Source organism: Micromonospora sp. NBC_00421 (genome assembly GCF_036017915.1).
Classification (GTDB): Bacteria; Actinomycetota; Actinomycetes; order Mycobacteriales; family Micromonosporaceae; genus Micromonospora.
Map to the genome: position 1 here is coordinate 1,888,973 of NZ_CP107929.1, position 20,869 is coordinate 1,909,841.

Here is a 20,869-nt window from a genome sequence, read left to right on the forward strand (position 1 = left end):
GACCGGTCAGCCGTCCAGGTCGTCGATGCCGTCGGCGACCGGCCGCACGTCCACGTATCCGCCCTCGGCGTCCGGGTCGACGAAGCGGGCGGCGATCTCGGTCGCCCGGTCGAAGCTGGCGCAGTCGACGACGGTGAAACCCGCAAGCACCTCCTGCGTCTCCGGGTAGGGGCCGTCGGTGACCACCGGCGTGCCCTGCCGCAGCCGCACCCGCCGGGCGTGCACCGGGGCGGTCAACCCCTGCCCGTCGACCAGCTCGCCGGACTCGGCCAGCTCCTCGTGCACCGCCGCCATGTGGGCGTGCATCGCGGCGACCTGCTCCGGCGACATCGGCGGCTGGGCACCGGGGCGACCGGCCATCGCGTCGTAGAAGCGCTGCGTGCCGTACAACATGATCATGTATTTCATGGGTTCTCCTCTCGGCCGGCCGCCGCGCGGCCGGACATCCGAGACGTCGGAGCCGCCGGGCCGACCCGGACACCGGACCCGAGGCTAACCGCCGACGATGCGGGGGACGCCGTGGTTGGCGGCGATTACCTATCGTGGTCCCATGACGACGATGTGGGTGGTGCTCGGGGTGGCGGCACTGGCGACGGTGGGCACCGTCGGTTGGGTGGCCTGGCGCGACCGGGCCCGCGCCGCCGGGGCCGAGGACCGGGCGGCCGGGCAGGACGCCCAGGCCAGAAAGCACCGGTACGAGATGGAGCGGCACCACGCCCAGAGCGAGACGGTCCACCGGAACCAGCGGCATTCCTGACCGGTCGGGCCGGGTCGATCCGGGTCGCCCATGGTCAACGGGACGCCGGCCGGGCATGATCGTTCCACGGTCGGGGTAGCACCGACCACAGGACCGGGACGCCTGGGAGGCACACGGTGACGGCAGGCTCGCGACGCCGCTCGCACGGACCACTCGTCGCCGCGCTGACGGCGCTTGTGGTGGCGGTCGGCTGCGCCGCCGGCGGGGTGGGGGAGAGTAGCCCGCAGCAGCCCCGGGAACCGGCCCCGCAGCGGTCGTCCCGCCCGGCGGCCTCGCCCGAGGCGCAGACCACCCGCGCCGACGGCACCACGAGCGTGGCCGAGTTCAAGAGCGACATCGACGACGCCGTCACCATCGCCGAGCGGTACTGGACCGCCCAGTTCCGGGCCACCGGTCAGCAGTTCCGGCCGATCCGGCGGATCGTTCCCTACCAGCGGGAGGGCGAGGTCTCCTGCGCCGGGCAGGCGCTTCCCCGCAACAACGCGGTCTACTGCTCCCAGGGCGACTTCATCGCCTACGACGTCAACTGGTCGGTGGCGGCGTTCCGGCAGGTCGGTGACGCGTTCGTGTTCTACCTGCTGGGTCACGAGTACGCCCACGGCATCCAGGTCCGGCTCGGCATCCGCGCCGACTTCACCATCCAGCAGGAGTTGCAGGCCGACTGCATGGCCGGGGCGTACCTCGGTGACTCGGTCCGCGACGGCACCCTGAAACTCGACGCCGGTGACCTGGACGAGTTCCGCGAAGGGCTGCTCGCCGTCGGCGACGACCCCGACCAGCCGTGGTTCGCCGAGGGGTCGCACGGCACCGCCGAGCAGCGCACCGACTGGTTCTTCCGCGGCTACGAGAAGTCCCTGGACGCCTGCAACCTCGGCTGAGGAGCAGGTCACGTCCGGGCGGCGTGGCGGCGGGCGGTCCCGGCCGGGCTGGCAGGATCGCCCGGGAGACCACCACCCGACCGCCAGGAGGATCCGCTGAGCAGCCCACACCCCGCCGCCGTGCTCTTCGACATGGACGGCACCCTGGTCGACAGCGAGAAGCTCTGGGACATCGCCCTGTACGAGTTGGCCGCCGAGTACGGCGGCACCCTGACCGGCCCGGCGCGGCGCGCGATGATCGGCACCGCGATGGCCGCGTCGATGCGCATCCTCCACGACGACCTCGGTCAACCCGAGCGGGATCCGCAGGCCAGCGCCGAGTGGATCCAGGCGCGGATCCTGGAGCTGTTCCGCACCGGGCTGCGCTGGCGGCCGGGCGCGCTGGCCCTGCTGCGGGCGGTCCGCGCGGCCGGCATCCCCACCGCGCTCGTCACCTCCAGCGGCCGGTCGCTGGTCGAGGTGGCCCTGGACACCCTCGGGCGGGACAGCTTCGACGCGGTGGTCTGCGGCGACGAGGTGGACTCGGCCAAGCCGCACCCGGAGCCGTACCTGACGGCCGCCCGGTTGTTGGGTGTCCCGATCGGTCGGTGCGTGGCGATCGAGGACTCGCCGACCGGGGTGGCCAGCGCGCTCGCCGCCGGTGCGGCGGTGCTTGCCGTACCGGCGGAGGTGCCGGTGCCGCCGACCGACGGCGTACACCAGTTGGAGAGCCTGACCGCGGCGGACCTGGAGCTGCTGGCGGCGCTGCTCGGCGAGCCACCGGCCTGAGCTGGCCCCACCTGCGGTGTCGGCCGGCATGCGCGGCTATGACGAAGGGGGTTCCGCCGACCGGCGGAACCCCCTTCGCGGTGAGTGGGATCAGTCGTGCGCGATCGCGCCCAGCACGTTGATCCGGGCCGCCCGGATCGCCGGGAGCACCGCCGCCACCACGCCGATGACGGCCGCCAGCAACAGGAACAGCCCCATCTGACCCCAGGGCAGGATCAGGTCGGTGATGCCGTCGTCCTTGAGCGCCCGGACCACCGCCGCGCCGAGGCCGACGCCGACCACGATCCCGAGCAGCGCCCCGAAGACGGAGATCACCACCGCCTCCACGGTGATCATCCGCATGGTCTGGGCCCGGCGCAGCCCGATCGCCCGCAGCAGGCCCAGCTCGCGGGTCCGCTCCAGCACCGACAGGGCCAGCGTGTTGACGATGCCGAGCACCGCGATCACGATGGCCAGCGCCAGCAGGATCTGGATCATCGTGAGCAGGCTGTCCAACTGGCCGGTCTGCTGCGCGATGAACGCTTCCCGGTCGGCCACCGACACCTCCGGGCTGTCGGCGAGCAGGGCCTCCAGCTGCGCCTGTACGCCCGCCACCGGCGTTCCGGGTGCCAGTTGGACGAACCCCTGGTTGGGCTTCGGGATGGCGAAGTCCTGCACCGCCTGCGGCGGCAACTGCACCGGGCTGGTCAGCTCGGAACTCTGGTAGATGCCGCTGACCGTGTAGGTGCGTGGCTCGCCCCGGGAGGCCTGCACGGTCACCTTCGACCCGACCGAGATGTTGCGGGACTCGGCGGTGTCCGAGCTGAACAGCATCTGGTCCGGGCCGAGCCGGCTGATGTCACCGGCGGTGGCCTTCGCCCCGAAGATCCGCTGCAACGCGCTCACGTCGCTGGACGCGGCCAGCCAGGTGACCTTCCCGTCGACCATTCCCATGTCGCCGTACTCGCCGTCGGCGAGCTGGACACCGGGCAGCGCCGCCGCCTTCGCCAACACCGCCGGGTCGAAGCTGGCCGGGCGGGAACCACCCGACGCCCCGGAGATCACCAGCTCGGCCTTGATGGTGTCCCGGGCCAGAGCGCCGATGCTGCCCTTCGCCGAGTCCAGGATCACCGTCACCCCGGTCACCAGGGCGATGCCGACCATCAACGCCGCGGCGGTGATCGCCGTGCGGCGCGGGTTGCGACCGGAGTTGAGCCGACCCAGCTTGCCCGGCACCGACCAGGCGAAGACCGCCCCCAGCAGGGAGACCACCGGTCGGCTGATCAGCGGGGTCAGCAACGCCACCCCGATGAAGGCGAACAGCACCCCACCCAGGATGACGGCCAGCGTGTTGTCGTCGGCGGTGCCGCTGAGCCCGAGGAACAACAGCACCGCACCGATCCCGGTGATCACGCCGCCGGTCACGGTCACCCTGGTCAAGGGCCGGTCCGGGTTGGCGACGTCCTGCATCGCCGCGATCGGCGGGATGCGCGACGCCCGCAGCGCCGGCAGCAGCGCCGCCACCACCGTGATCACCAGACCGACCGCGAACGAGCCGATCACCGCCGAGGACGGCACCCCGATCCCGGCCAGCGTCAGCCCACCCGCCAGGTTGCCGAAGACGTACGCCAGCAGCGCGCCGATGCCGATGCCGGCGCCCAGCCCCAGCACCGAGGCGATCAGGCCGATCGCCACCGCCTCCAGCACCACCGAGCCGATGATCTGCCTACCGCTGGCCCCGATCGCCCGCATCAGGGCCAGTTCCCGGGTCCGCTGGGCCACGATGATCGAGAAGGTGTTGAGGATGAGGAAGGTGCCCACCAGCAGCGCGACGGCGGCGAACCCGAGCAGGATCTTGTTGAAGAAGGACAGGCCCTCCTTCAGGCTCGCCGAGGCGTCCGCCGACAGCTGTGCGCCGGTCTTGACCTCGACGTCGCCGCCCAGCGTCCGGGCCAGGTCGTCGCGCAACGCGGTGTCGTCGACCCCGTCGGCGGCCCGGACCGTGACGTTGGTGAAGACGTCCCGCGCGCCGAGCAGCAACCGCTGGGCCACCGGCGTGGTGAAGGCGACCTCGTTGACCCCGCCGATCGAGTCCCGGTCACCGCTGTAACCGAAGACCCCGACCAGGGTGAAGGTCTCCTTCGGCGACAGCGGGGTCAGCACCCCGACCCGGTCGCCCACCTTCACCTTGCCCGCCTGCGCCAGCGCCGCGTTCACGACGATCTCGTCGTCCGCCCGGGGCTCCCGCCCCTCCCGCAGCTTCACCAGGTCGCTCTCGCCCCGCCAGTTCGCCCCGAGCTGCGGCGGCCCGAACGAGGTGACCACCTTGCCGTTGCTGCCGATCAGCTGGGCCCCGTCGGTGGTGACCACCCCGGTGGCCTCGGCCACCCCGGCGACCTCGCGGACCCGTTGCACAGTGGCCGCCGGCACCGTCGCCGGCACCTGCTCACCCTGCATCTCGCCGAGCGCCACCTTGGGCTTGCCGGCGACGTTGACGTCGATGCCCTCGTACGCGTCGGCGAAGACCGCGTCGAACGAGCGGCCCAGGGTGTCGGTGAGCACGAACGCCCCCGAGACGAACATGACGCCCAGCACCACGGCCAGGCCGGACAACAGCAGGCGCACCTTGCGCGCCAGCAGACTCTTGAGGGTGGCCCGCAACATCAGCCGGCCACCTCGACCGGGGTGTCCAGCTTCTTCATGGTGTCCAGCACCGTGTCGGCGGTCGGCTCGATCAGCTCCGAGACGATCTGCCCGTCGGCGAGGAAGACCACCCGGTCGGCGTACGCGGCGGCGGTCGGGTCGTGGGTGACCATCACGATCGTCTGCCCGTGCTCGCGTACCGAGTTGCGCAGGAAGTTGAGCACCTCCGCGCCGGAGCGGGAGTCCAGGTTACCGGTCGGCTCGTCGGCGAAGATCACCTCGGGGCGGGCGACAAGCGCCCGCGCGCAGGCGACCCGCTGCTGCTGACCACCGGAGAGCTGCGACGGCCGGTGCCCCAGCCGGTCCCGCAGACCCACCGTGTCGATCACCGTGTCGTACCAGGCCGGGTCGGGTTTGCGACCGGCGATCGACATCGGCAGCAGGATGTTCTCCTGGGCGGTGAGCGTGGGCAGCAGGTTGAACTGCTGGAAGATGAAGCCCACCTTGTCGCGGCGCAGCTTCGTCAGACCCGAGTCACCCAGCCCGGTCACGGTGGTCTCGCCGATCTGCACGGTGCCCCTGCTCACCGAGTCCAACCCGGCCAGACAGTGCATCAACGTCGACTTGCCCGAGCCCGACGGGCCCATGATCGCGGTGAATCTGCCCCGCTCGAACTCGGCGCTGACCCCGCGTAACGCGGCGACCTGCGCCTCGCCGGTGCCGTACACCTTCCACACGTCGTTCGCCCGGGCCGCGGCCGGTGATTGCCGGCCTACCGTCACGGTCACGTCATCTACCTCTTCCGTCTGGCTGTGTATGCCCCACCGCCCCCGCTGGTCGGTGGGGTAGCTCCCATCCTCGGTGCCGTCCGGCGCGGATCCGTCCGACCGTGGGTTGACCCGGCGCGGATTTCCCGCTGCGGGTGGGCCCGGAGATCGTCTCAGGGTTCTCCCCGAGCCGTCCGCCGATCGCGCCACACCCCGCAGTGCGCTGGGGTGTCGGCGTCGACGCTAGAGCCTGACGTCACGTCACGGTCAACCGCGCCGCGCCGTCCTCCGTCACGGTAGGTGAGCACGACAACGCTGCCATCGGCCCACCGGCCTCACTGTGGGTACACCCCGGGGCGGACCCGCCACCGGTCGGCTACGCCTTGGGGCGGACCAACCCCGACTCGTACGCCAGCACCACCGCCTGCACCCGGTCGCGCAGCCGCAGCTTGGTCAGCACGTGCCCGACGTGGGTTTTGATGGTCGTCTCGCTTACCGACAGCGCGGCGGCGATCTCCGCGTTGGACAACCCCCGCGCCACCTGGACGAGCACCTCGCGCTCCCGTTCGGTCAACGTGCCCAGCGCCTTCGGCGGGCTCGCCGTCGGGTCCGGCAGCACGGTGGCGAACCGGTCCAGCAGCCGCCGCAGGATGCGTGGCGCCACCACCGCCTCCCCGGCGGCCACCGTGCGGATGGCGGTGACCAGGTCCTCGGCCGGCACGTCCTTGGCCAGGAAGCCGCTCGCCCCGGCCCGCAGCGCCCCCACCACGTACTCGTCGAGGTCGAAGGTGGTGAGGATGAGCACCCGCACCGGCAGCCGGGCGTCGACGATCGCCCGGGTCGCGGCCACCCCGTCCATCCGGGGCATCCGGATGTCCATCAGCACCACGTCGGGCAGCAGCCGACGGGACAGCTCCACCGCCTCCTGACCGTCCCCGGCCTCGGCCACGATGTCCAGGTCGTCCTCGGTGCCCAGCACCATCCGGAACCCGGTACGCAGCAACGGCTGGTCGTCGGCGAGCAGGATCCGCACCGGCCGCCCCGATGTGCGCGGGGAGGCCCGCCCCTCGTCCTGCGCCAAGGAAGGGGCGCCGCCGTGCGTCTCGCCCATCTGCCGTCCCCGTTCCACAGTCATGCCGGGACCGTCCCGACCGGTTCCACCGGAATTCTCGCGTACACCCGGAAGCCGCCGCCGGGTCGTGGCCCGATCCGCAGGGTTCCACCGTAGAGGCCGACCCGTTCCCGCATGCCGACCAATCCGTGCCCGATCCGGTCGGGCCCCGGTTCGGGACCCCGTCCCGTGTCGGTGATCTCCACGGTCAGGCCACCGTCCTCGACCCCCAACCGGACCGTCGCGGTGGCCCGCCCGGCGTGCTTGAGCGCGTTGGTCAGCGCCTCCTGCACGATCCGGTAGACGGTCAGCGACACCCCCTCATCGACCGCCGGCCCCGGCTCCGCGACCTCCAGGGTGACCGGCAGCCCCGCCTCGCGTACCTGCTCCACCAGCGCGGCGATGCCGGCCAGACCGGGCTGCGGGGTGAGGTCGGCGGCCGGCTCCGCGTCGGTACGCAGCACGTCGAGCAGCCGCCGCAGCTCCCGCAGCGTGACCCGGCTGGTGTCCTCGATCGTGGCGACCGCCTCGTCGGCGGCGGCCAGGTCCCGGTGCAGCACCCGCCGTGCCCCGGTGGCCAGCACCCCCATCACGCTGACGTGGTGGGCGACCACGTCGTGCAGCTCCCGGGCGATCCGCCGCCGTTCGTCGGCCACCGCCTGCTCGGCCAGCGACCGCTGGTTCTCCTCGGCCACCCGGGCCCGCTCCCGCAGCGCCCGCAGCGAGGTGCGCCGGGCCCGCACCGCCCGACCCACCGCGTAGGCGAGCAGCGCGGTCAGCAGGTTGTTGAGCACCAGGTACGCCGGGCCGACGTCGAGCCCGGTGTCCACCGGGGTGAGCACGTTGAGCACCGCCACCGGCACCCAGAGAAGCGTCGTGGCGGCGACCGCCGGCAGCACCTGCCAGCCGACCGCCATCGTGTAAGTCAGCACCAGGAACGTCAGGCTCTGGGTGGTCGGGGCGTGCCCGAGCAGCGCCGGCACCGCCAGGGTGGCCAGTGCGGCCCCCACCGCAGGCCACGGGGCGACCCGGCGCAACACCACCGGCGCCGCGCACAGCACGCTCCAGCCCAGCGCGGACGGCAACTGCCGGGGCCAGAACTCGCGCGGGGTGAGCAGGACGAAGGCGACCTCCAACACCACCAGGGCGACGGCGAAGAGGGCGTCACCGGCCAACGGCCGGCGCACCCACCACCGTTCGGCTCCCTCGGTCATACCGCGACGCTAGCCGCCCACCGGGCCGCCCGGTCGTCGCCGACGGTGAACCTCGCCTCATCCTCGCGGATGAGCACGTCTCCGCCCACCGGGCGGATCCGCCGCCGCTACTCGTCGGCGCCGGGGGTGGCCGGTCGGGACCGGGCGTCGCGCAACGGGTCGGCTGCGGCGGCCCGCTCGGGAAACGGCGGCGGGGTGCCGCCGAACGTCGGGCAGTGCACCTGGTGGTTGCACCAGTCGCAGAGCCGACTCGGCCGGGGGCGGAAGTCCTGCCGCTCGGTGGCCTGCTCGATGGCCTGCCAGAGCGCCACCACGGTGCGCTCGAAGCGCAGCAACTCCTCGGCGTCGGGGGAGTAGTCGCAGATCTCGGCATCCTTGAGATAGAGCAGGCGCAGCACCCGGGGCACCACGCCCCGGGTGCGCCACAACACCAGCGCGTAGAACTTCAGCTGGAACAACGCCCGAGCCTCGAACGCCTCCCTCGGCGCCCCGCCGGTCTTGTAGTCGACCACCCGCAGCGCCCCGTCCGGGGCCACGTCGAGCCGGTCGAGGTAGCCCCGGATGAGCAACTCGTCGTCGACCACCGCGGAGATCAGGCTCTCCCGTTCGGCGGGCTCCAGCCGGCGCGGGTCCTCCACCGCGAAGTAGCCCTCCAGCAGCGCCGCCGCCGACCGGAGGAACTCGGCGGTGCCCGCCTCGTCGCCCGGATCGAACAGGGCGGCCAGCTCGGGCTGCTCGGTGACCAGCCGGTCCCACTGCGGCCCGACGAGATCACCGGCGGCGTCCGGGGTGCGCCCGCCCGCCGGCAGGTCGAACAACCGCTCCAGCACCGCGTGCACCAGGGTGCCCCGGGCCTGCTCGACGCTGGTGCGTTCGGGCAGCCGGTCGATGCTGCGGAACCGGTAGAGCAGCGGGCAGGTCTTGAAGTCGGCCGCCCGCGACGGCGACAGCGACGCCCGGATCGTGGCGGGTAGCACCGCCGGAGAATGCTGCTTGTCGACCACCGGTTCCGCCGTCATGCCCCGAAGGCTAGGACACCGGTGTGACAGGGCCGCCCTCGCCGCACCGGAGCATGATCGCGTGGCGCGTAGCATCGTGGCGGTGGAGTCCCGTTCCCGCACGCCGCGCCGGCGTACCGGCCTGACCGTCGGCCGGGTGTTCGGGGTGCCGCTGCACCTCAACGTGTCGATGCTGCTGCTGACCCTGCTGGTGACGGTCACCTACGCCGAGTTCGCCCGGGACCGGCTCGGGTTGTCCCCGCTCGGCGGCTACCTGATCGGCCTCGGCTTCGTGGTGTCGCTGCTCGGCTCGGTCCTGCTGCACGAGTTGGGGCACGCGCTGACCGCCAGGCGGTACGGCATCGGTGTGCGCGGGATCACCCTGGAGCTGCTCGGCGGCTACACCGAGATGGACCGGGACGCCCCGAACCCCCGGGTGGAGCTGCTCGTCGCGCTGGCCGGGCCGGCCGTCTCGGCGGTGCTCGGCGGGCTCGCCGTGGCCGCCACCCTGGCCGCCCCCGATCACACCCTGACCCACCAGCTCGCGCTGCAACTGGCGCTGAGCAACGTCATCGTGGCCGTGTTCAACCTGCTGCCCGGCCTGCCCCTGGACGGTGGCCGGGCGCTGCGGGCCCTGCTGTGGCGGATCACCCGGGACCGGCACCGGGCCACCGAGGCCGCCGGCTGGGTCGGGCGGGCCGTCGCGGTGGGCACCGCCGGGCTGGTCGTGCTGCTCACCGTGCAGCGGGTCCTGGTGCCGCTGGCGTTGCCGCTGATGCTGCTGGTCGCGATCACCCTCTGGCGGGGCGCCGGCCAGTCGATCCGGTACGCCCGGATCAGCCGCCGGGTGCCGCTTATCGACCTGGCCCGGCTGGCCCGGCCGGTCTTCGCCGTACCCACCGGGACGCCGCTTGCCGAGGCGCAGCGCCGGCACGCCGAACAGGGCCCACCCGGGTCCGCCGTCGCCGTGGTCGACGGCGCCGGCCGACCGGTCGCCCTGGTCGACCCGGCGGCGGCGGACGCCGTGCCGCCGGGCCGGCGGCCCTGGCTGGCGGTGGACACGGTGGCCAGACCGCTGGCCGCCCTGCCGACCCTGCCGCTCGGTCTCGACGGCGAGCGGGTGATGGCGGCCGTCCAGGCACACCCGGGCGCGCGGTACGTGGTGACGTCAGGCGAAGATGTGGTCGGCGTTCTGCACATCGCGGATCTCGCCCAGGTCCTCGAACCCACACGGAAGATGAACAGGTGACCGCAGCACATCCCCCCACCCTCCCGGCCCGCGACGGCACACCGGCGTCCACTGCCACCGCCGAGCTGCCCCCGGTGCACCGGGGGCCGTTCCGCCCCGGCGACCGGGTGCAGCTGACCGACCCCAAGGGGAGGATGCACACCGTCACCCTGGAACCCGGCAAGGAGTTCCACACCCACCGGGGCATCCTGGCGCACGACGCGCTGATCGGGCAGCCCGACGGCAGCGTGGTCAGCACCGCCGGCGGCGGGACGGCCTTCCTGGCGCTGCGTCCGCTGCTGTCGGACTACGTGCTGTCCATGCCGCGCGGCGCCCAGGTGATCTACCCGAAGGACTCGGCGCAGATCGTCGCCATGGGCGACGTCTTCCCCGGCGCCAAGGTGCTGGAGGCCGGCGCCGGCTCCGGGGCGCTGAGCTGTTCGCTGCTGCGCGCCGTCGGCACCGGCGGCGAGCTGCACTCCTACGAGGTGCGCGACGACTTCGCCCAGATCGCCCGGCGCAACGTGGAGGCGTTCTTCGGTGCGCCGCATCCCGCCTGGCGACTGCACGTGGGCGACGTCGCCGACTGCCCGGAGACCGGGTTCGACCGGATCATCCTGGACATGCTCACCCCGTGGGAGACCCTCGACATGGTCGAGCGGGCGTTGCTGCCCGGTGGCGTTTTCGTCGGCTACGTGGCGACCACCCCGCAGCTGTCCGAGCTGGTCGAGGCGCTGCGCGAGCGGGGCGGCTGGACCGAGCCGCGGGCCTGGGAGTCGCTGGTACGCGACTGGCACGCCGAGGGGCTCGCCGTGCGCCCCGACCACCGGATGATCGCGCACACCGCGTTCCTGGTCTCCGCGCGTAAGCTCGCTCCGGGCGTCACCGCGCCGCCACGCCGCCGCAAACCCAGCAAGGGTGCCGAGGCGTACGCGGAACGCAAGCAGGCGCTGCGCGAGGCGGCGGCGGCCCGGGAGGCGGCGGCGCTGGCCGCCGTCACGTCGGCCGTCGGAGCCGACGAGGCGGACCGGTCGTGACGGCGGATCGGAGCGGCTGGGCGTGAACGGGCGGATCCCGACGGCCGGTGCGGGCCGTCGGTGTGACCTGGGGGAGAGGGCATGAGTCAGCCGGGTTTCGGCGGCGAACTGCCGGCCGTGTTCCCGGACTGGTCGCCGTACCAGGATCTGGAGTCGGCGGCGCGCGCCTATCTGCGCGACCCGGACATCGCCCTGGAGGCGCTCGGCGGGGTGCTGCGCGGGGCCTCGGTGCTCGGGTTCACCCTGGAACGCTTCGTCAACGAGGTCAACGGGGTGTGGCAGGAGGTCGTCGTCTGTGACGGCAGCCGGCTGGTGCTCTGGCACGGCGAGGACGTGCCGCCGGGGGAGGGGCCGCCCGGGTCGATGACGTCGTCGCTGCGGGTGGTGCCGGTCTCCACGGTCACCGAGGTCGGTTGCCGGCGCCGGCTGACCCGGGCAGAAAACGGCGAGGTACGGGTCGACAGCATCGACGTCTACCTGCTGCTCACCTCGCTGGACGAGGCTCCGCCCGGTGACGAGATGGTCGGTGCGCCCCGACACGACGCGCTACGCTTCGGCAAGACCCTCGACGACGGCGGGGCCGGCCAGATCGCCCGGTTGGAGGAGTTCGCCCGGATGGTCGCCTCGGTCGTCGGTCGGCCACTGCTGTAGTCGGGCCGACGGGTCGGGAGTGACGGTCATCACTTTCGGCCCGTCGGCTCACCACAGAGTCGTCTTTCCGACGGTGGATGTCGGGACGTCACCGGGCCGGGCGGACCGGCGCCGGAGCGGTCAGCCGCCGACGGTCAGTCGTCCTCGGCCTCGGGGCCGGCCACCTCGACGCCGTCGCTGCCGCGCACCACGTGGATGCACTCGCCCGGGCACTCCTTCGCGGAGTCGATGACTTCCAGCCGCAGGTGTTCCGGCACGTCGACCCGGCTACCGGGGGCGAGCCGCAGCTCACCGTCGGTGCCCTTGACGTACGCCAGGCCGTCGACGTCGAACTCGAAGACCTCCGGCGCGTACTGCACACAGAGCCCGTCGCCGGTGCAGAGATCCTGGTCCACCCAGACCTGCAACTGGTCGGTCGCGACGTCGGTCACCCGGCACCCCCCATGTTCTCCCGTCCCACCCCTCGACGGTACCCGAACGGCCGGACCCGCCCCGCAGGCGTCCCTTGGCGATCAAGGTTCGGTGACGAGGGCGTTGCGTGGGACCGAATCGGCCTCATAGCGGCTAGTGTTAGGGCAGAACGTTCAAGCCCCCCGGGGAGGTGGGACGTGGCACGCAGTGACGACGCGGACTCGCGCGCCGCACGGTGGGAGAAGGAGGCCCACGATCTCTCCACGCAGGTCGCGTTCCTTCAGGAGGAACTCGCCCTGGTGCGGCGCAAGTTGACCGAAAGCCCCCGACACGTCCGGCAGCTCGAAGAGCGGCTGGCGGCCACCCAGGCACAGTTGGCGCGGCTCACCGAGAACAACGACCGGCTCGTGAGCACCCTCAAGGAGGCTCGCGCGCAGATCGTGACGCTCAAGGAGGAGATCGACCGGCTGGCACAGCCGCCGTCCGGCTACGGCGTCTTCCTCGCGCGGCACGACGACGGCACGGTGGACATCTTCACCGGCGGACGCAAGCTCCGGGTCGCCGTCTCACCCTCACTGGACGCCGAGGAGTTGCGGCGTGGCCAGGAGGTCCTGCTCAACGACGCGCTCAACATCGTCGACGCGTTCGGCTACGAGCGGGTCGGCGAGGTGGTGATGCTCAAGGAGATCCTCGCGGGTCCCGAGGGCAGCCCGGGCGACCGGGCGCTGGTGGTCTCGCACTCCGACGAGGAGCGCATCGTCCACCTGGCCGACACCCTGATCGGCACGGCGATCAGGGCCGGCGACTCGCTCATGATCGAGCCCCGCTCGGCGTACGCGTACGAGCGGATCCCGAAGAGCGAGGTCGAGGAGTTGGTGCTGGAGGAGGTGCCCGACGTCGACTACACCGACATCGGCGGCCTCCAGTCGCAGATCGAGCAGATCCGCGATGCGGTGGAGCTGCCCTTCCTGCACGCCGACCTGTTCCGGGAGCACCAGCTCCGGCCGCCGAAGGGCATTCTGCTCTACGGTCCGCCGGGCTGTGGCAAGACGCTCATCGCCAAGGCGGTGGCCAACTCGTTGGCCAAGAAGATCGCCGAGCGGTTGGGCAAGGACCGGCACACCAGCTTCTTCCTCAACATCAAGGGCCCGGAGCTGCTCAACAAGTACGTCGGCGAGACCGAGCGGCACATCCGGCTGATCTTCCAGCGGGCCCGGGAGAAGGCCGGGGAGGGCACTCCGGTCATCGTGTTCTTCGACGAGATGGACTCGATCTTCCGGACCCGTGGCTCCGGCGTCTCCTCCGACGTGGAGAACACCATCGTCCCGCAGCTGCTCAGCGAGATCGACGGTGTCGAGGGCCTGGAGAACGTCATCGTGATCGGCGCCTCCAACCGGGAGGACATGATCGATCCGGCCATCCTGCGCCCCGGCCGGCTCGACGTGAAGATCAAGATTGAGCGTCCGGACGCCGAGGCGGCCAAGGACATCTTCTCCAAGTACATCCTCGCCGGGCTGCCGCTGCACCCCGACGACCTCGCCGAGCACGGCGGCGAGCCGAAGGCCACCGTGGCAGCCATGATCGACGCGGTGGTCCTGCGGATGTACTCGGAGACCGAGGAGAACCGTTTCCTCGAGGTGACCTACGCCAACGGTGACAAGGAAGTCCTCTACTTCAAGGACTTCAACTCCGGCGCGATGATCCAGAACATCGTCGACCGGGGCAAGAAGATGGCGATCAAGGAGTTCCTCACCTCCGGGCGCAAGGGGCTGCGGTTGCAGCACCTGCTCGACGCCTGCGTCGACGAGTTCCGGGAGAACGAGGACCTGCCCAACACCACCAACCCGGACGACTGGGCCCGGATCTCCGGCAAGAAGGGCGAGCGGATCGTCTACATCCGCACGCTCGTCTCCGGCGGCAAGGGCACCGAGACCGGCCGCTCCATCGAAACCGCGAGCAACACCGGCCAGTACCTCTGACCGGGAGATCGGACGGGCCCGCGACGCGACGCGTCGCGGGCCCTGTCGTCTGCATCACCCACTGTTAACCGGACCGCCCCCGCGTCCGGCAGGTGGAATGCCGGACTCGTCGTTAGACTTCCCCCACCGCGTAGTCGACTCCGAGGAACCGCGTGCCGCCCGAGCTCTCCGTCGTTGATCCGCCACTGTCCCCGGCGGTGGACCAGACGCCCCCCACCGTCCCGACGCGCCGGCCGGCCCGCCGCTGGCGGTGGATTCCCCTCCTGCTGGCCGCCCTCGTCGCCGCGTGGGTCGTACCCCTCGCCGGGCACGCCCTGCACCGGGAGTGGCTGCTCCCCCCGATCGTGCTGATCGCCACGGCCAGCGTGCTGCGCGGTGGCCGCACCCTGCTCGACCGGCTGATGCTCGCTCTCGGCCTGCTGCTCGGCCTGGCCGCCGTCGGCGGTCTGATCTTCCCGATCTGGCCCTGGGGGATGCGTCCGGTGCCCGTCACCGGGGTCGCCCTCACCGTGCTCGTCCTCGCCGCCGCCGCGCTGCGCCGCCTGCCCCGGTTGCCCAGACCTGGCTGGGCCGACCTGTTCCCGCTGGCCGGGGCCACCGCCATGGTGGCCTACCTGAGGCAGCCCTGGCAGCGCGCCGACGACCTCGCCGACCGGCTCACCGTCCTCGGCATGGGCGAGGACAACTGGCGGCACATGGCGCTGTTCGACGTCATGGGACGCCTCGACGGCTACACCTTCGTCGACCCGGCCGCCGCCCGGGAGCAGATCACCGCCCAACTCGTCTACTACCCGCAGGGCTGGCACCTGATCACCGCCCTGCTCGACGGCTTCCTGACCCCCACCGCGCTGCGCGTCGACGACCTCGTCGCCCACTACTTCGGCTGGACCATCGCCGGCTTCGGGCTGCTCACCCTGGTGCTGATCTGGGCCGCCCAGCGGCTGTCCGGCCCGATCCACCTGCTGCACCGCACGGTGCTCACCGTGGTCGTCGGCGCGGTGGTGCTCGGCACCCAGCTGCCCCGCCTGCTCAACGCCGGCTACCCCACCGAGGTGCTCGGGCTGACGCTGACCGTGCTGATCGCCGCGCTGGTCGCCCGCCCGGTCCCCGGCACCCGGGAGCAGGTCGTGCTGCTGTGCGCCCTGCTCGCCGCCGTCGGGTTCACCTACTACCTGTTCCTGCCGGCCGCCGCCGTGCTGGTGCTGTGCTGGGTGCTCACCCACTGGCGGGAGGCGCTGCGCCGGTGGTTCACCGTGCTCACCGTCGGCCTGGCCGGCGCCGCCCTCGCCCTGATCGCCCCGCTGCTCGGCGTGCTGCGGGCCGGGCAGACCGAGGCGTTGGTCATCGGCTCGTCCCAGGCCGTCGAGGGGTGGCGGGCGCTGATCTGGCTCGGCGGCATCGTCGGGGTGGCCCTGCTCGTCCAGGTCGCCCGCGCCGATCCGGCCTGGCGACGCTGGCTGCTGGTCTGCGTCGTCGGCGCGGCCCTGCCGCTGACCATCGCCCAGCTCAACACCAACTCCGGGGTGCCGCCGGGCTACTACTTCGTCAAGGCCACCCACCTGGCCACCGCGCTGCTCGTCGTCGGCGCCGCCGCGGTGGTCCGGCTGCTGCCGGTGCCCCGGCCCGCGCTGAGCTGGCGGGGGGTCGGCAGTACGACGGCGGGGGTGCTCGCCGCCGCGCTCACCATGACGGTCGCGGTGGCGCTCTGCGGGGTCACCGGGTGGCACCGTAGCCTGCTGCTTGTCGACGAGAAGACCTGGGCGCAGCACTGGGTCCACCAGGACCTCACCCTGCCGTCCAGAGTGGCCTGGGTGTGTGCCGACGCCCAGCAGCGCTACCCCGAGGTGCCGGGCACCACCACCCTGGTCATCGACCGTGGCCCGATGCGGTCGTACCTGATCTCGCTGTGCCTGTCGGCGCTGCACGGCACCACCGCCGCCACCGACCCGGGCATCTACAGCCTGCCGTTCCTCGAACCGGACCGCACCGACATCATCGTCCGGCGGGTGGCCGGTCCGATCCGGTTCGTCACCTCCGACCCCAAGGGGGAGCGTCGGGTCCACCGGATGCTGCGCGACGAACCCGCCCTGCGGCACCGGCTCAGCTGGGTGCCGCTGACCGTGCCGGAGTGCGACGTGGCCCCCTCCGACGAACCGCCCCCGCCGACCCTCGAGACCGCGACACCCGACCCGGCCGAAGTGGCATGCCCCCTTCCCCGGTGAGGCGGACTACGCTCGACGTGACGGCGGACCGGGTCAGGCGAGCGGAGCGGGTAGGTCGATGAGCGTCAGAAGAATCATGGGCACCGAGGTCGAGTACGGGATCTCCGTGCCCGGCCAGGCCGGAGCCAACCCGATGGTCACCTCGTCCCAGGTGGTCAACGCGTACGGCGCACGCCCGGAACTCAACCGTGGCGGTCGGGCCCGCTGGGACTACGAGGAGGAGTCGCCGCTGCGCGACGCCCGCGGCTTCACCTACTCCGGGGCCGCCTACGACCCGGCGGAGGCGCTCGCCGACGAGGACCTCGGCCTGGCGAACGTGATACTCACCAACGGTGCCCGGCTCTACGTCGACCACGCACACCCTGAGTACTCCACCCCCGAGGTGACCAACCCGCTCGACGTGGTGCGGTGGGACAAGGCGGGGGAGCGGGTGATGGCCGAGGCAGCCCGCCGGGCGGCCACCATTCCCGGCACCCAGCCGATCCACCTCTACAAGAACAACACCGACAACAAGGGTGCCAGCTACGGCGCGCACGAGAACTACCTGATGCGCCGGCAGACCCCGTTCGCCGACATCGTGGCGTACCTGACGCCGTTCTTCGTCACCCGCCAGATCGTCTGCGGTGCCGGCCGGGTCGGGATCGGCCAGGACGGCGGGCAGAGCGGGTTCCAGATCTCCCAGCGGGCGGACTTCTTCGAGGTCGAGGTCGGCCTGGAGACCACCCTCAAGCGGCCGATCATCAACACCCGCGACGAGCCGCACGCCGACGCCGACAAGTACCGTCGGTTGCACGTCATCATCGGCGACGCCAACCTGTCGGAGATCTCCACCTATCTCAAGGTGGGCACCACCGCGTTGATCCTCACCATGATCGAGGAGAAGGCGCTCGGTGCCGACCTGGGCATCGCCGATCCGGTCGCGGAGCTGCGCGCGGTCAGCCACGACCCGTCGCTGACCCACCGGATGCGGCTGCGCGACGGCCGTCGACTGACCGCCCTGGACCTCCAGTGGGCCTACTACGAGCGGGTGCGCTCCTTCGTGGACGAGCGGTACGGCGCGGACACCGACGCGCAGACCCTGGACGTGCTGGAGCGCTGGGAGCGGGTGCTGGACCGGCTCGGCCGTGACGTGTTCCTCTGCGCCGACGAGCTGGACTGGGTGGCCAAGTTGCGGCTGCTGGAGGGTTACCGGGAGCGGGAGAAGCTGGGCTGGAGCTCGCCCAAGCTCCAGCTGGTCGACCTGCAGTATTCCGACGTACGGCCGGAGAAGGGCCTCTACCACCGGCTGGTGACCCGGGGGTCGATGAAGACGCTGCTGGACGACGAGCAGACCCGCCGGGCGATGACCGAGCCGCCCGAGGACACCCGGGCCTACTTCCGGGGTCGCTGCCTCGCCCAGTACGCCCCCGAGGTGGTCGCGGCGAGCTGGGATTCGGTGATCTTCGATGTGGGCCGGGAGTCGCTGGTCCGGGTGCCGATGATGGAGCCGGAGCGGGGCACCCGCAAGCACGTCGGCGCGCTGTTCGACAGGTGCGACACCGCCAAGGACCTGCTGGAGACGTTGACCGGCGGCTGACCCGACCGGTGACGGCGGCCCGTCGTGCGTCGGATGCCGGCGCGCGGCGGGCTTTTCGTCGTCTCCGCGAGGTAAGTTCATCGCAGACGATCGTGGAGGAGGCAGCGAGATGGCTTCACAAGAGGGCGGCCAGACCCAGTCGGGCAAGTCGCACCAGGCCGAGGAGATCGACGACGTCACCACCGAGGCCAACCCGGAGGTCGCCGAGCGGCACGCCGAGATCACCGAGGACGTCGACGACCTGCTCGACGAGATCGACTCCGTCCTGGAGGAGAACGCCGAGGAGTTCGTGAGGGGGTATGTCCAGAAAGGGGGTGAATGAGGCAAATGTCCGGTTTGCCGGAGGCGACGGACAAGGTGTGCCCCCAGTGCGGTCGCTCGTTGCCGACGTCGGCCTTCCACCGGAACCGGCGACGCGTGGACGGCTTGTCGTTCTACTGTAAGACCTGCGCGGCGGCCCGCTCCGAGGCGAGCCGCCGCAGGCGCGGGATCGCTCCGCAGCGGAAGGCGGACGTGCCGCTCGCGGACGGTCTGAAGTGGTGCCCTGACTGCGAGCAGATCAAGCCCATGGACGCCTTTCCCCGCACCACCAACGCGAGCGGACGCCACAGCTACTGCAAGCCCTGCCACAACTCACGCGGCAAGGAGACCGTGCAGCGGCTCTACGGTGGCAGTCGCGAGTACCACCTGCGCCGCCGCTACGGGATCGGCGAGCAGGAGTTCCAGGAGCTGCTCGCCGAGCAGGGCGGTGTCTGCGCCGTCTGCGGCGCGGAAGATCCTCAACATGTGGACCACGATCACCGCACCGGATGGGTGCGCGGGATACTCTGCTTCAACTGCAACGGTGGTCTTGGCCAGTTCCGTGACAGTCCCACGAGGCTGGCCAGGGCGATCACGTATCTGAGAGGAACCACGTGGCAGCGGGCTTTGATCCATCCGGGCGTCTACCAGATGTGTTCACCAACGCGGGGACGTCCTCCTTCACCTCGTTCCTGAGCCGGGTGGCCCCCGAGATGCTGCCCGGCCGACGGCCGCTGCCGCCGGGCATGGCCGCCGACCTGGCGCCGCACGCGACCACCATCGTGGCCATCTCGGCCGTCGGTGGCGTGGTGCTGGCCGGCGACCGTCGGGCCACCATGGGCAACCTGATCGCGCAGCGGGACATCGAAAAGGTGCACCCCGCCGACGCGTACTCGCTCGTCGGCATCGCCGGCACGGCGGGCATCGGCATCGAGCTGATGCGGCTGTTCCAGGTGGAGCTGGAGCACTACGAGAAGATCGAGGGCGCGATGCTCTCCCTCGACGGCAAGGCCAACCGGCTCGCCTCGATGATCCGCGGCAACCTCGGCGCGGCCATGCAGGGGCTCGCGGTCGTCCCGCTCTTCGCCGGGTTCGACCTGGCCGCCCGGGATCCGGCCCGGGCCGGGCGGATCTTCAGCTTCGACGTCACCGGTGGCCCCTACGAGGAGACCGGCTACGACGCGATCGGCTCCGGTTCGCTCTTCGCCAAGTCGGCACTGAAGAAGCGGTACCGCGCCGGTGTGTCCGTCGACGACGCGACCCGGCTCGCCGTCGAGGCGCTCTACGACGCCGCCGACGACGACACGGCCACCGGTGGGCCGGACCTGACCCGGCGGATCTATCCGGTGGTGATGACGGCGACCGCCGAGGGCACCCGCCGGCTCACCGAGGCCGAGACGGCCACCATCGCCGAGAGCGTCGTCGCCGGGCGGATGGAGAACCCGGGCGGCTGACCCGTCCCCACCCCACCAGCCTCAGTCGTCGAGACAGCGCCAGAAGGAGAACCGCCGCCGTGGCCATGCAGTTCTACGCCTCGCCCGAGCAGATCATGCGCGACCGCTCCGAGCTGGCCCGCAAGGGCATCGCCCGGGGGCGCAGCGCGGTGGTCCTGAGTTACACCGGCGGGGTGCTCTTCGTCGCGGAGAACCTCTCCAGCGCCCTGCACAAGGTCAGTGAGATCTACGACCGGATCGGCTTCGCCGCCGTCGGCCGGTACAACGAGTTCGAGAACCTGCGCCGCGCCGGGGTACGGATGGCCGACCTGAACGGCCTGAGCTACGACCGGCGCGACGTGACCGGCCGGGCCCTGGCCAACGCGTTCGCGCAGACCCTGGGCGCCATCTTCACCGAGCAGTCCAAGCCGTTCGAGGTGGAGATCTGCGTGGCGCAGGTCGGTGCCACGGCCGACGAGGACGAGCTGTACCGGCTCACCTACGACGGGTCGGTCAACGACGAGCCGGGCCGGATGGCGATGGGCGGCCAGGCCGAGGCGATCACCGGGGTGCTCAAGTCCGAGCACCGGGCCGACCTGTCGCTCGCCGAGGCGGTCAAGGTGGCCATGAAGGCGCTGAGCAGCGTCGGCGGCGAGGGCGGCGCGGCCCGGACGATCGCCCCCAACCAGCTCGAGGTGGCCGTCCTGGATCGCGGTCGGGTCGGGCGTACCTTCCGGCGGATCACCGGGGCGGCGCTGACCGCGCTGCTGGAGGGCGACGCGGCCGCTGACGCCGCGCCGGCCGACGGCCGGGCCAAGACCCCCTCGGTGCCCACCGAGGAGGCGCACAAGCCCACCACCTCGGCCGGCTCGGCGGACCTGGAGGGCCAACCCCAGGAGAAGCCGGAAGCGTAACGG

The 20,869-nt window shown here is 71.8% G+C and carries 20 protein-coding genes; 13 read left to right on the forward strand and 7 right to left on the reverse strand.

The annotated features are described in order from the left end of the window. Window positions 1-6: 6 nt before the first annotated feature. The gene (locus OHQ87_RS08205) at window positions 7-408 is read right to left on the reverse strand and encodes a YciI family protein (protein WP_328346513.1); all 402 of its coding nucleotides are present in this window, start codon (window positions 406-408) and stop codon (window positions 7-9) included. Window positions 409-550: 142 nt separating this feature from the next. Between OHQ87_RS08205 and OHQ87_RS08210 the strand changes: the two genes are divergently transcribed. From OHQ87_RS08210 to OHQ87_RS08220, 3 genes are all read left to right on the forward strand, one after another. Beyond that, complete coding sequence (locus OHQ87_RS08210; protein ID WP_328346515.1) at window positions 551-757, forward strand: hypothetical protein; 207 nt, start codon at window positions 551-553, stop codon at window positions 755-757. 116 nt (window positions 758-873) lie between these two features. Then, window positions 874-1,635, forward strand: a complete 762-nt coding sequence (locus OHQ87_RS08215) for a neutral zinc metallopeptidase (protein WP_328346517.1) — start codon at window positions 874-876, stop codon at window positions 1,633-1,635. A gap of 120 nt (window positions 1,636-1,755) precedes the next feature. Further along, window positions 1,756-2,403 (forward strand): HAD family hydrolase, encoded by a 648-nt coding sequence (locus OHQ87_RS08220; RefSeq protein WP_328346519.1) that lies wholly within the window; start codon window positions 1,756-1,758, stop codon window positions 2,401-2,403. A 90-nt stretch (window positions 2,404-2,493) separates the two neighbouring features. Here OHQ87_RS08220 and OHQ87_RS08225 read toward each other — a convergent pair whose 3' ends face one another. The 5 genes from OHQ87_RS08225 to OHQ87_RS08245 form a co-directional block, all read right to left on the reverse strand. Then, window positions 2,494-5,046 (reverse strand): ABC transporter permease, encoded by a 2,553-nt coding sequence (locus tag OHQ87_RS08225; protein ID WP_328346521.1) that lies wholly within the window; start codon window positions 5,044-5,046, stop codon window positions 2,494-2,496. After that, window positions 5,046-5,813 carry an ABC transporter ATP-binding protein gene (locus OHQ87_RS08230; RefSeq protein WP_328346523.1) on the reverse strand — a complete coding sequence of 256 codons (768 nt, stop codon included), beginning with the start codon at window positions 5,811-5,813 and terminating at the stop codon, window positions 5,046-5,048. Before OHQ87_RS08230 ends, OHQ87_RS08225 begins: the two co-directional genes overlap by 1 nt. Before the next feature lie 355 nt (window positions 5,814-6,168). Further along, the gene (locus tag OHQ87_RS08235; protein WP_442930807.1) at window positions 6,169-6,903 is read right to left on the reverse strand and encodes a response regulator; all 735 of its coding nucleotides are present in this window, start codon (window positions 6,901-6,903) and stop codon (window positions 6,169-6,171) included. 20 nt (window positions 6,904-6,923) lie between these two features. Beyond that, window positions 6,924-8,117: a sensor histidine kinase gene (locus OHQ87_RS08240; protein WP_328346526.1), complete on the reverse strand. Its 1,194-nt coding sequence runs from the start codon at window positions 8,115-8,117 to the stop codon at window positions 6,924-6,926. A gap of 107 nt (window positions 8,118-8,224) precedes the next feature. Beyond that, window positions 8,225-9,136, reverse strand: a complete 912-nt coding sequence (locus OHQ87_RS08245) for a RecB family exonuclease (RefSeq protein ID WP_328346528.1) — start codon at window positions 9,134-9,136, stop codon at window positions 8,225-8,227. Between the two features lie 136 nt (window positions 9,137-9,272). Between OHQ87_RS08245 and OHQ87_RS08250 the strand changes: the two genes are divergently transcribed. The 3 genes from OHQ87_RS08250 (at window position 9,273) to OHQ87_RS08260 (ending at window position 12,031) form a co-directional block, all read left to right on the forward strand. Next, entirely contained in the window at window positions 9,273-10,364 is a 1,092-nt protein-coding gene (locus OHQ87_RS08250; protein WP_442930808.1) for a site-2 protease family protein, read from the forward strand. Between the two features lie 65 nt (window positions 10,365-10,429). Next, the gene (locus OHQ87_RS08255) at window positions 10,430-11,380 is read left to right on the forward strand and encodes a tRNA (adenine-N1)-methyltransferase (protein WP_328348778.1); all 951 of its coding nucleotides are present in this window, start codon (window positions 10,430-10,432) and stop codon (window positions 11,378-11,380) included. An 81-nt stretch (window positions 11,381-11,461) separates the two neighbouring features. Then, window positions 11,462-12,031, forward strand: coding sequence for a hypothetical protein (locus tag OHQ87_RS08260; RefSeq protein WP_328346530.1), 570 nt, complete (start codon window positions 11,462-11,464; stop codon window positions 12,029-12,031). 134 nt (window positions 12,032-12,165) lie between these two features. On the opposite strand, the gene OHQ87_RS08265 is transcribed toward OHQ87_RS08260, so the two are convergent. Further along, window positions 12,166-12,462 carry a ferredoxin gene (locus tag OHQ87_RS08265; protein ID WP_328346532.1) on the reverse strand — a complete coding sequence of 99 codons (297 nt, stop codon included), beginning with the start codon at window positions 12,460-12,462 and terminating at the stop codon, window positions 12,166-12,168. Window positions 12,463-12,639: 177 nt separating this feature from the next. Between OHQ87_RS08265 and arc the strand changes: the two genes are divergently transcribed. The 7 genes from arc (at window position 12,640) to prcA (ending at window position 20,866) form a co-directional block, all read left to right on the forward strand. After that, window positions 12,640-14,421 carry a proteasome ATPase gene (arc, locus tag OHQ87_RS08270; protein WP_328346534.1) on the forward strand — a complete coding sequence of 594 codons (1,782 nt, stop codon included), beginning with the start codon at window positions 12,640-12,642 and terminating at the stop codon, window positions 14,419-14,421. A 197-nt stretch (window positions 14,422-14,618) separates the two neighbouring features. Continuing rightward, window positions 14,619-16,643 (forward strand): hypothetical protein, encoded by a 2,025-nt coding sequence (locus tag OHQ87_RS08275; protein WP_328346536.1) that lies wholly within the window; start codon window positions 14,619-14,621, stop codon window positions 16,641-16,643. A 58-nt stretch (window positions 16,644-16,701) separates the two neighbouring features. Continuing rightward, window positions 16,702-18,219 carry a depupylase/deamidase Dop gene (gene dop / locus OHQ87_RS08280; protein WP_442930715.1) on the forward strand — a complete coding sequence of 506 codons (1,518 nt, stop codon included), beginning with the start codon at window positions 16,702-16,704 and terminating at the stop codon, window positions 18,217-18,219. Window positions 18,220-18,328: 109 nt separating this feature from the next. Further along, on the forward strand, window positions 18,329-18,541 hold the full coding sequence (locus tag OHQ87_RS08285) for a ubiquitin-like protein Pup (protein WP_328346538.1): 213 nt from the start codon (window positions 18,329-18,331) through the stop codon (window positions 18,539-18,541). Between the two features lie 5 nt (window positions 18,542-18,546). Further along, on the forward strand, window positions 18,547-19,215 hold the full coding sequence (locus tag OHQ87_RS08290) for an endonuclease VII domain-containing protein (protein ID WP_328346540.1): 669 nt from the start codon (window positions 18,547-18,549) through the stop codon (window positions 19,213-19,215). Continuing rightward, window positions 19,134-19,973 (forward strand): proteasome subunit beta, encoded by an 840-nt coding sequence (gene prcB, locus OHQ87_RS08295; RefSeq protein WP_328346541.1) that lies wholly within the window; start codon window positions 19,134-19,136, stop codon window positions 19,971-19,973. The genes OHQ87_RS08290 and prcB overlap by 82 nt, the downstream gene beginning before the upstream one ends. Window positions 19,974-20,032: 59 nt before the next feature. Further along, complete coding sequence (gene prcA, locus OHQ87_RS08300; protein WP_328346542.1) at window positions 20,033-20,866, forward strand: proteasome subunit alpha; 834 nt, start codon at window positions 20,033-20,035, stop codon at window positions 20,864-20,866. Window positions 20,867-20,869 lie beyond the last annotated feature (3 nt).

Bases quoted from the DNA above. Each gene is read 5' to 3' on its own strand.
- OHQ87_RS08205 (WP_328346513.1), bottom strand. From the start codon at position 408: ATGAAATACATGATCATGTTGTACGGCACGCAGCGCTTCTACGACGCG.
- OHQ87_RS08210 (WP_328346515.1), top strand. From the start codon at position 551: ATGACGACGATGTGGGTGGTGCTCGGGGTGGCGGCACTGGCGACGGTG.
- OHQ87_RS08225 (WP_328346521.1), bottom strand. From the start codon at position 5,046: ATGTTGCGGGCCACCCTCAAGAGTCTGCTGGCGCGCAAGGTGCGCCTG.
- OHQ87_RS08235 (WP_442930807.1), bottom strand. From the start codon at position 6,903: ATGGGCGAGACGCACGGCGGCGCCCCTTCCTTGGCGCAGGACGAGGGG.
- OHQ87_RS08240 (WP_328346526.1), bottom strand. From the start codon at position 8,117: ATGACCGAGGGAGCCGAACGGTGGTGGGTGCGCCGGCCGTTGGCCGGT.
- OHQ87_RS08245 (WP_328346528.1), bottom strand. From the start codon at position 9,136: ATGACGGCGGAACCGGTGGTCGACAAGCAGCATTCTCCGGCGGTGCTA.
- OHQ87_RS08260 (WP_328346530.1), top strand. From the start codon at position 11,462: ATGAGTCAGCCGGGTTTCGGCGGCGAACTGCCGGCCGTGTTCCCGGAC.
- dop (WP_442930715.1), top strand. From the start codon at position 16,702: ATGAGCGTCAGAAGAATCATGGGCACCGAGGTCGAGTACGGGATCTCC.
- OHQ87_RS08285 (WP_328346538.1), top strand. From the start codon at position 18,329: ATGGCTTCACAAGAGGGCGGCCAGACCCAGTCGGGCAAGTCGCACCAG.
- OHQ87_RS08290 (WP_328346540.1), top strand. From the start codon at position 18,547: ATGTCCGGTTTGCCGGAGGCGACGGACAAGGTGTGCCCCCAGTGCGGT.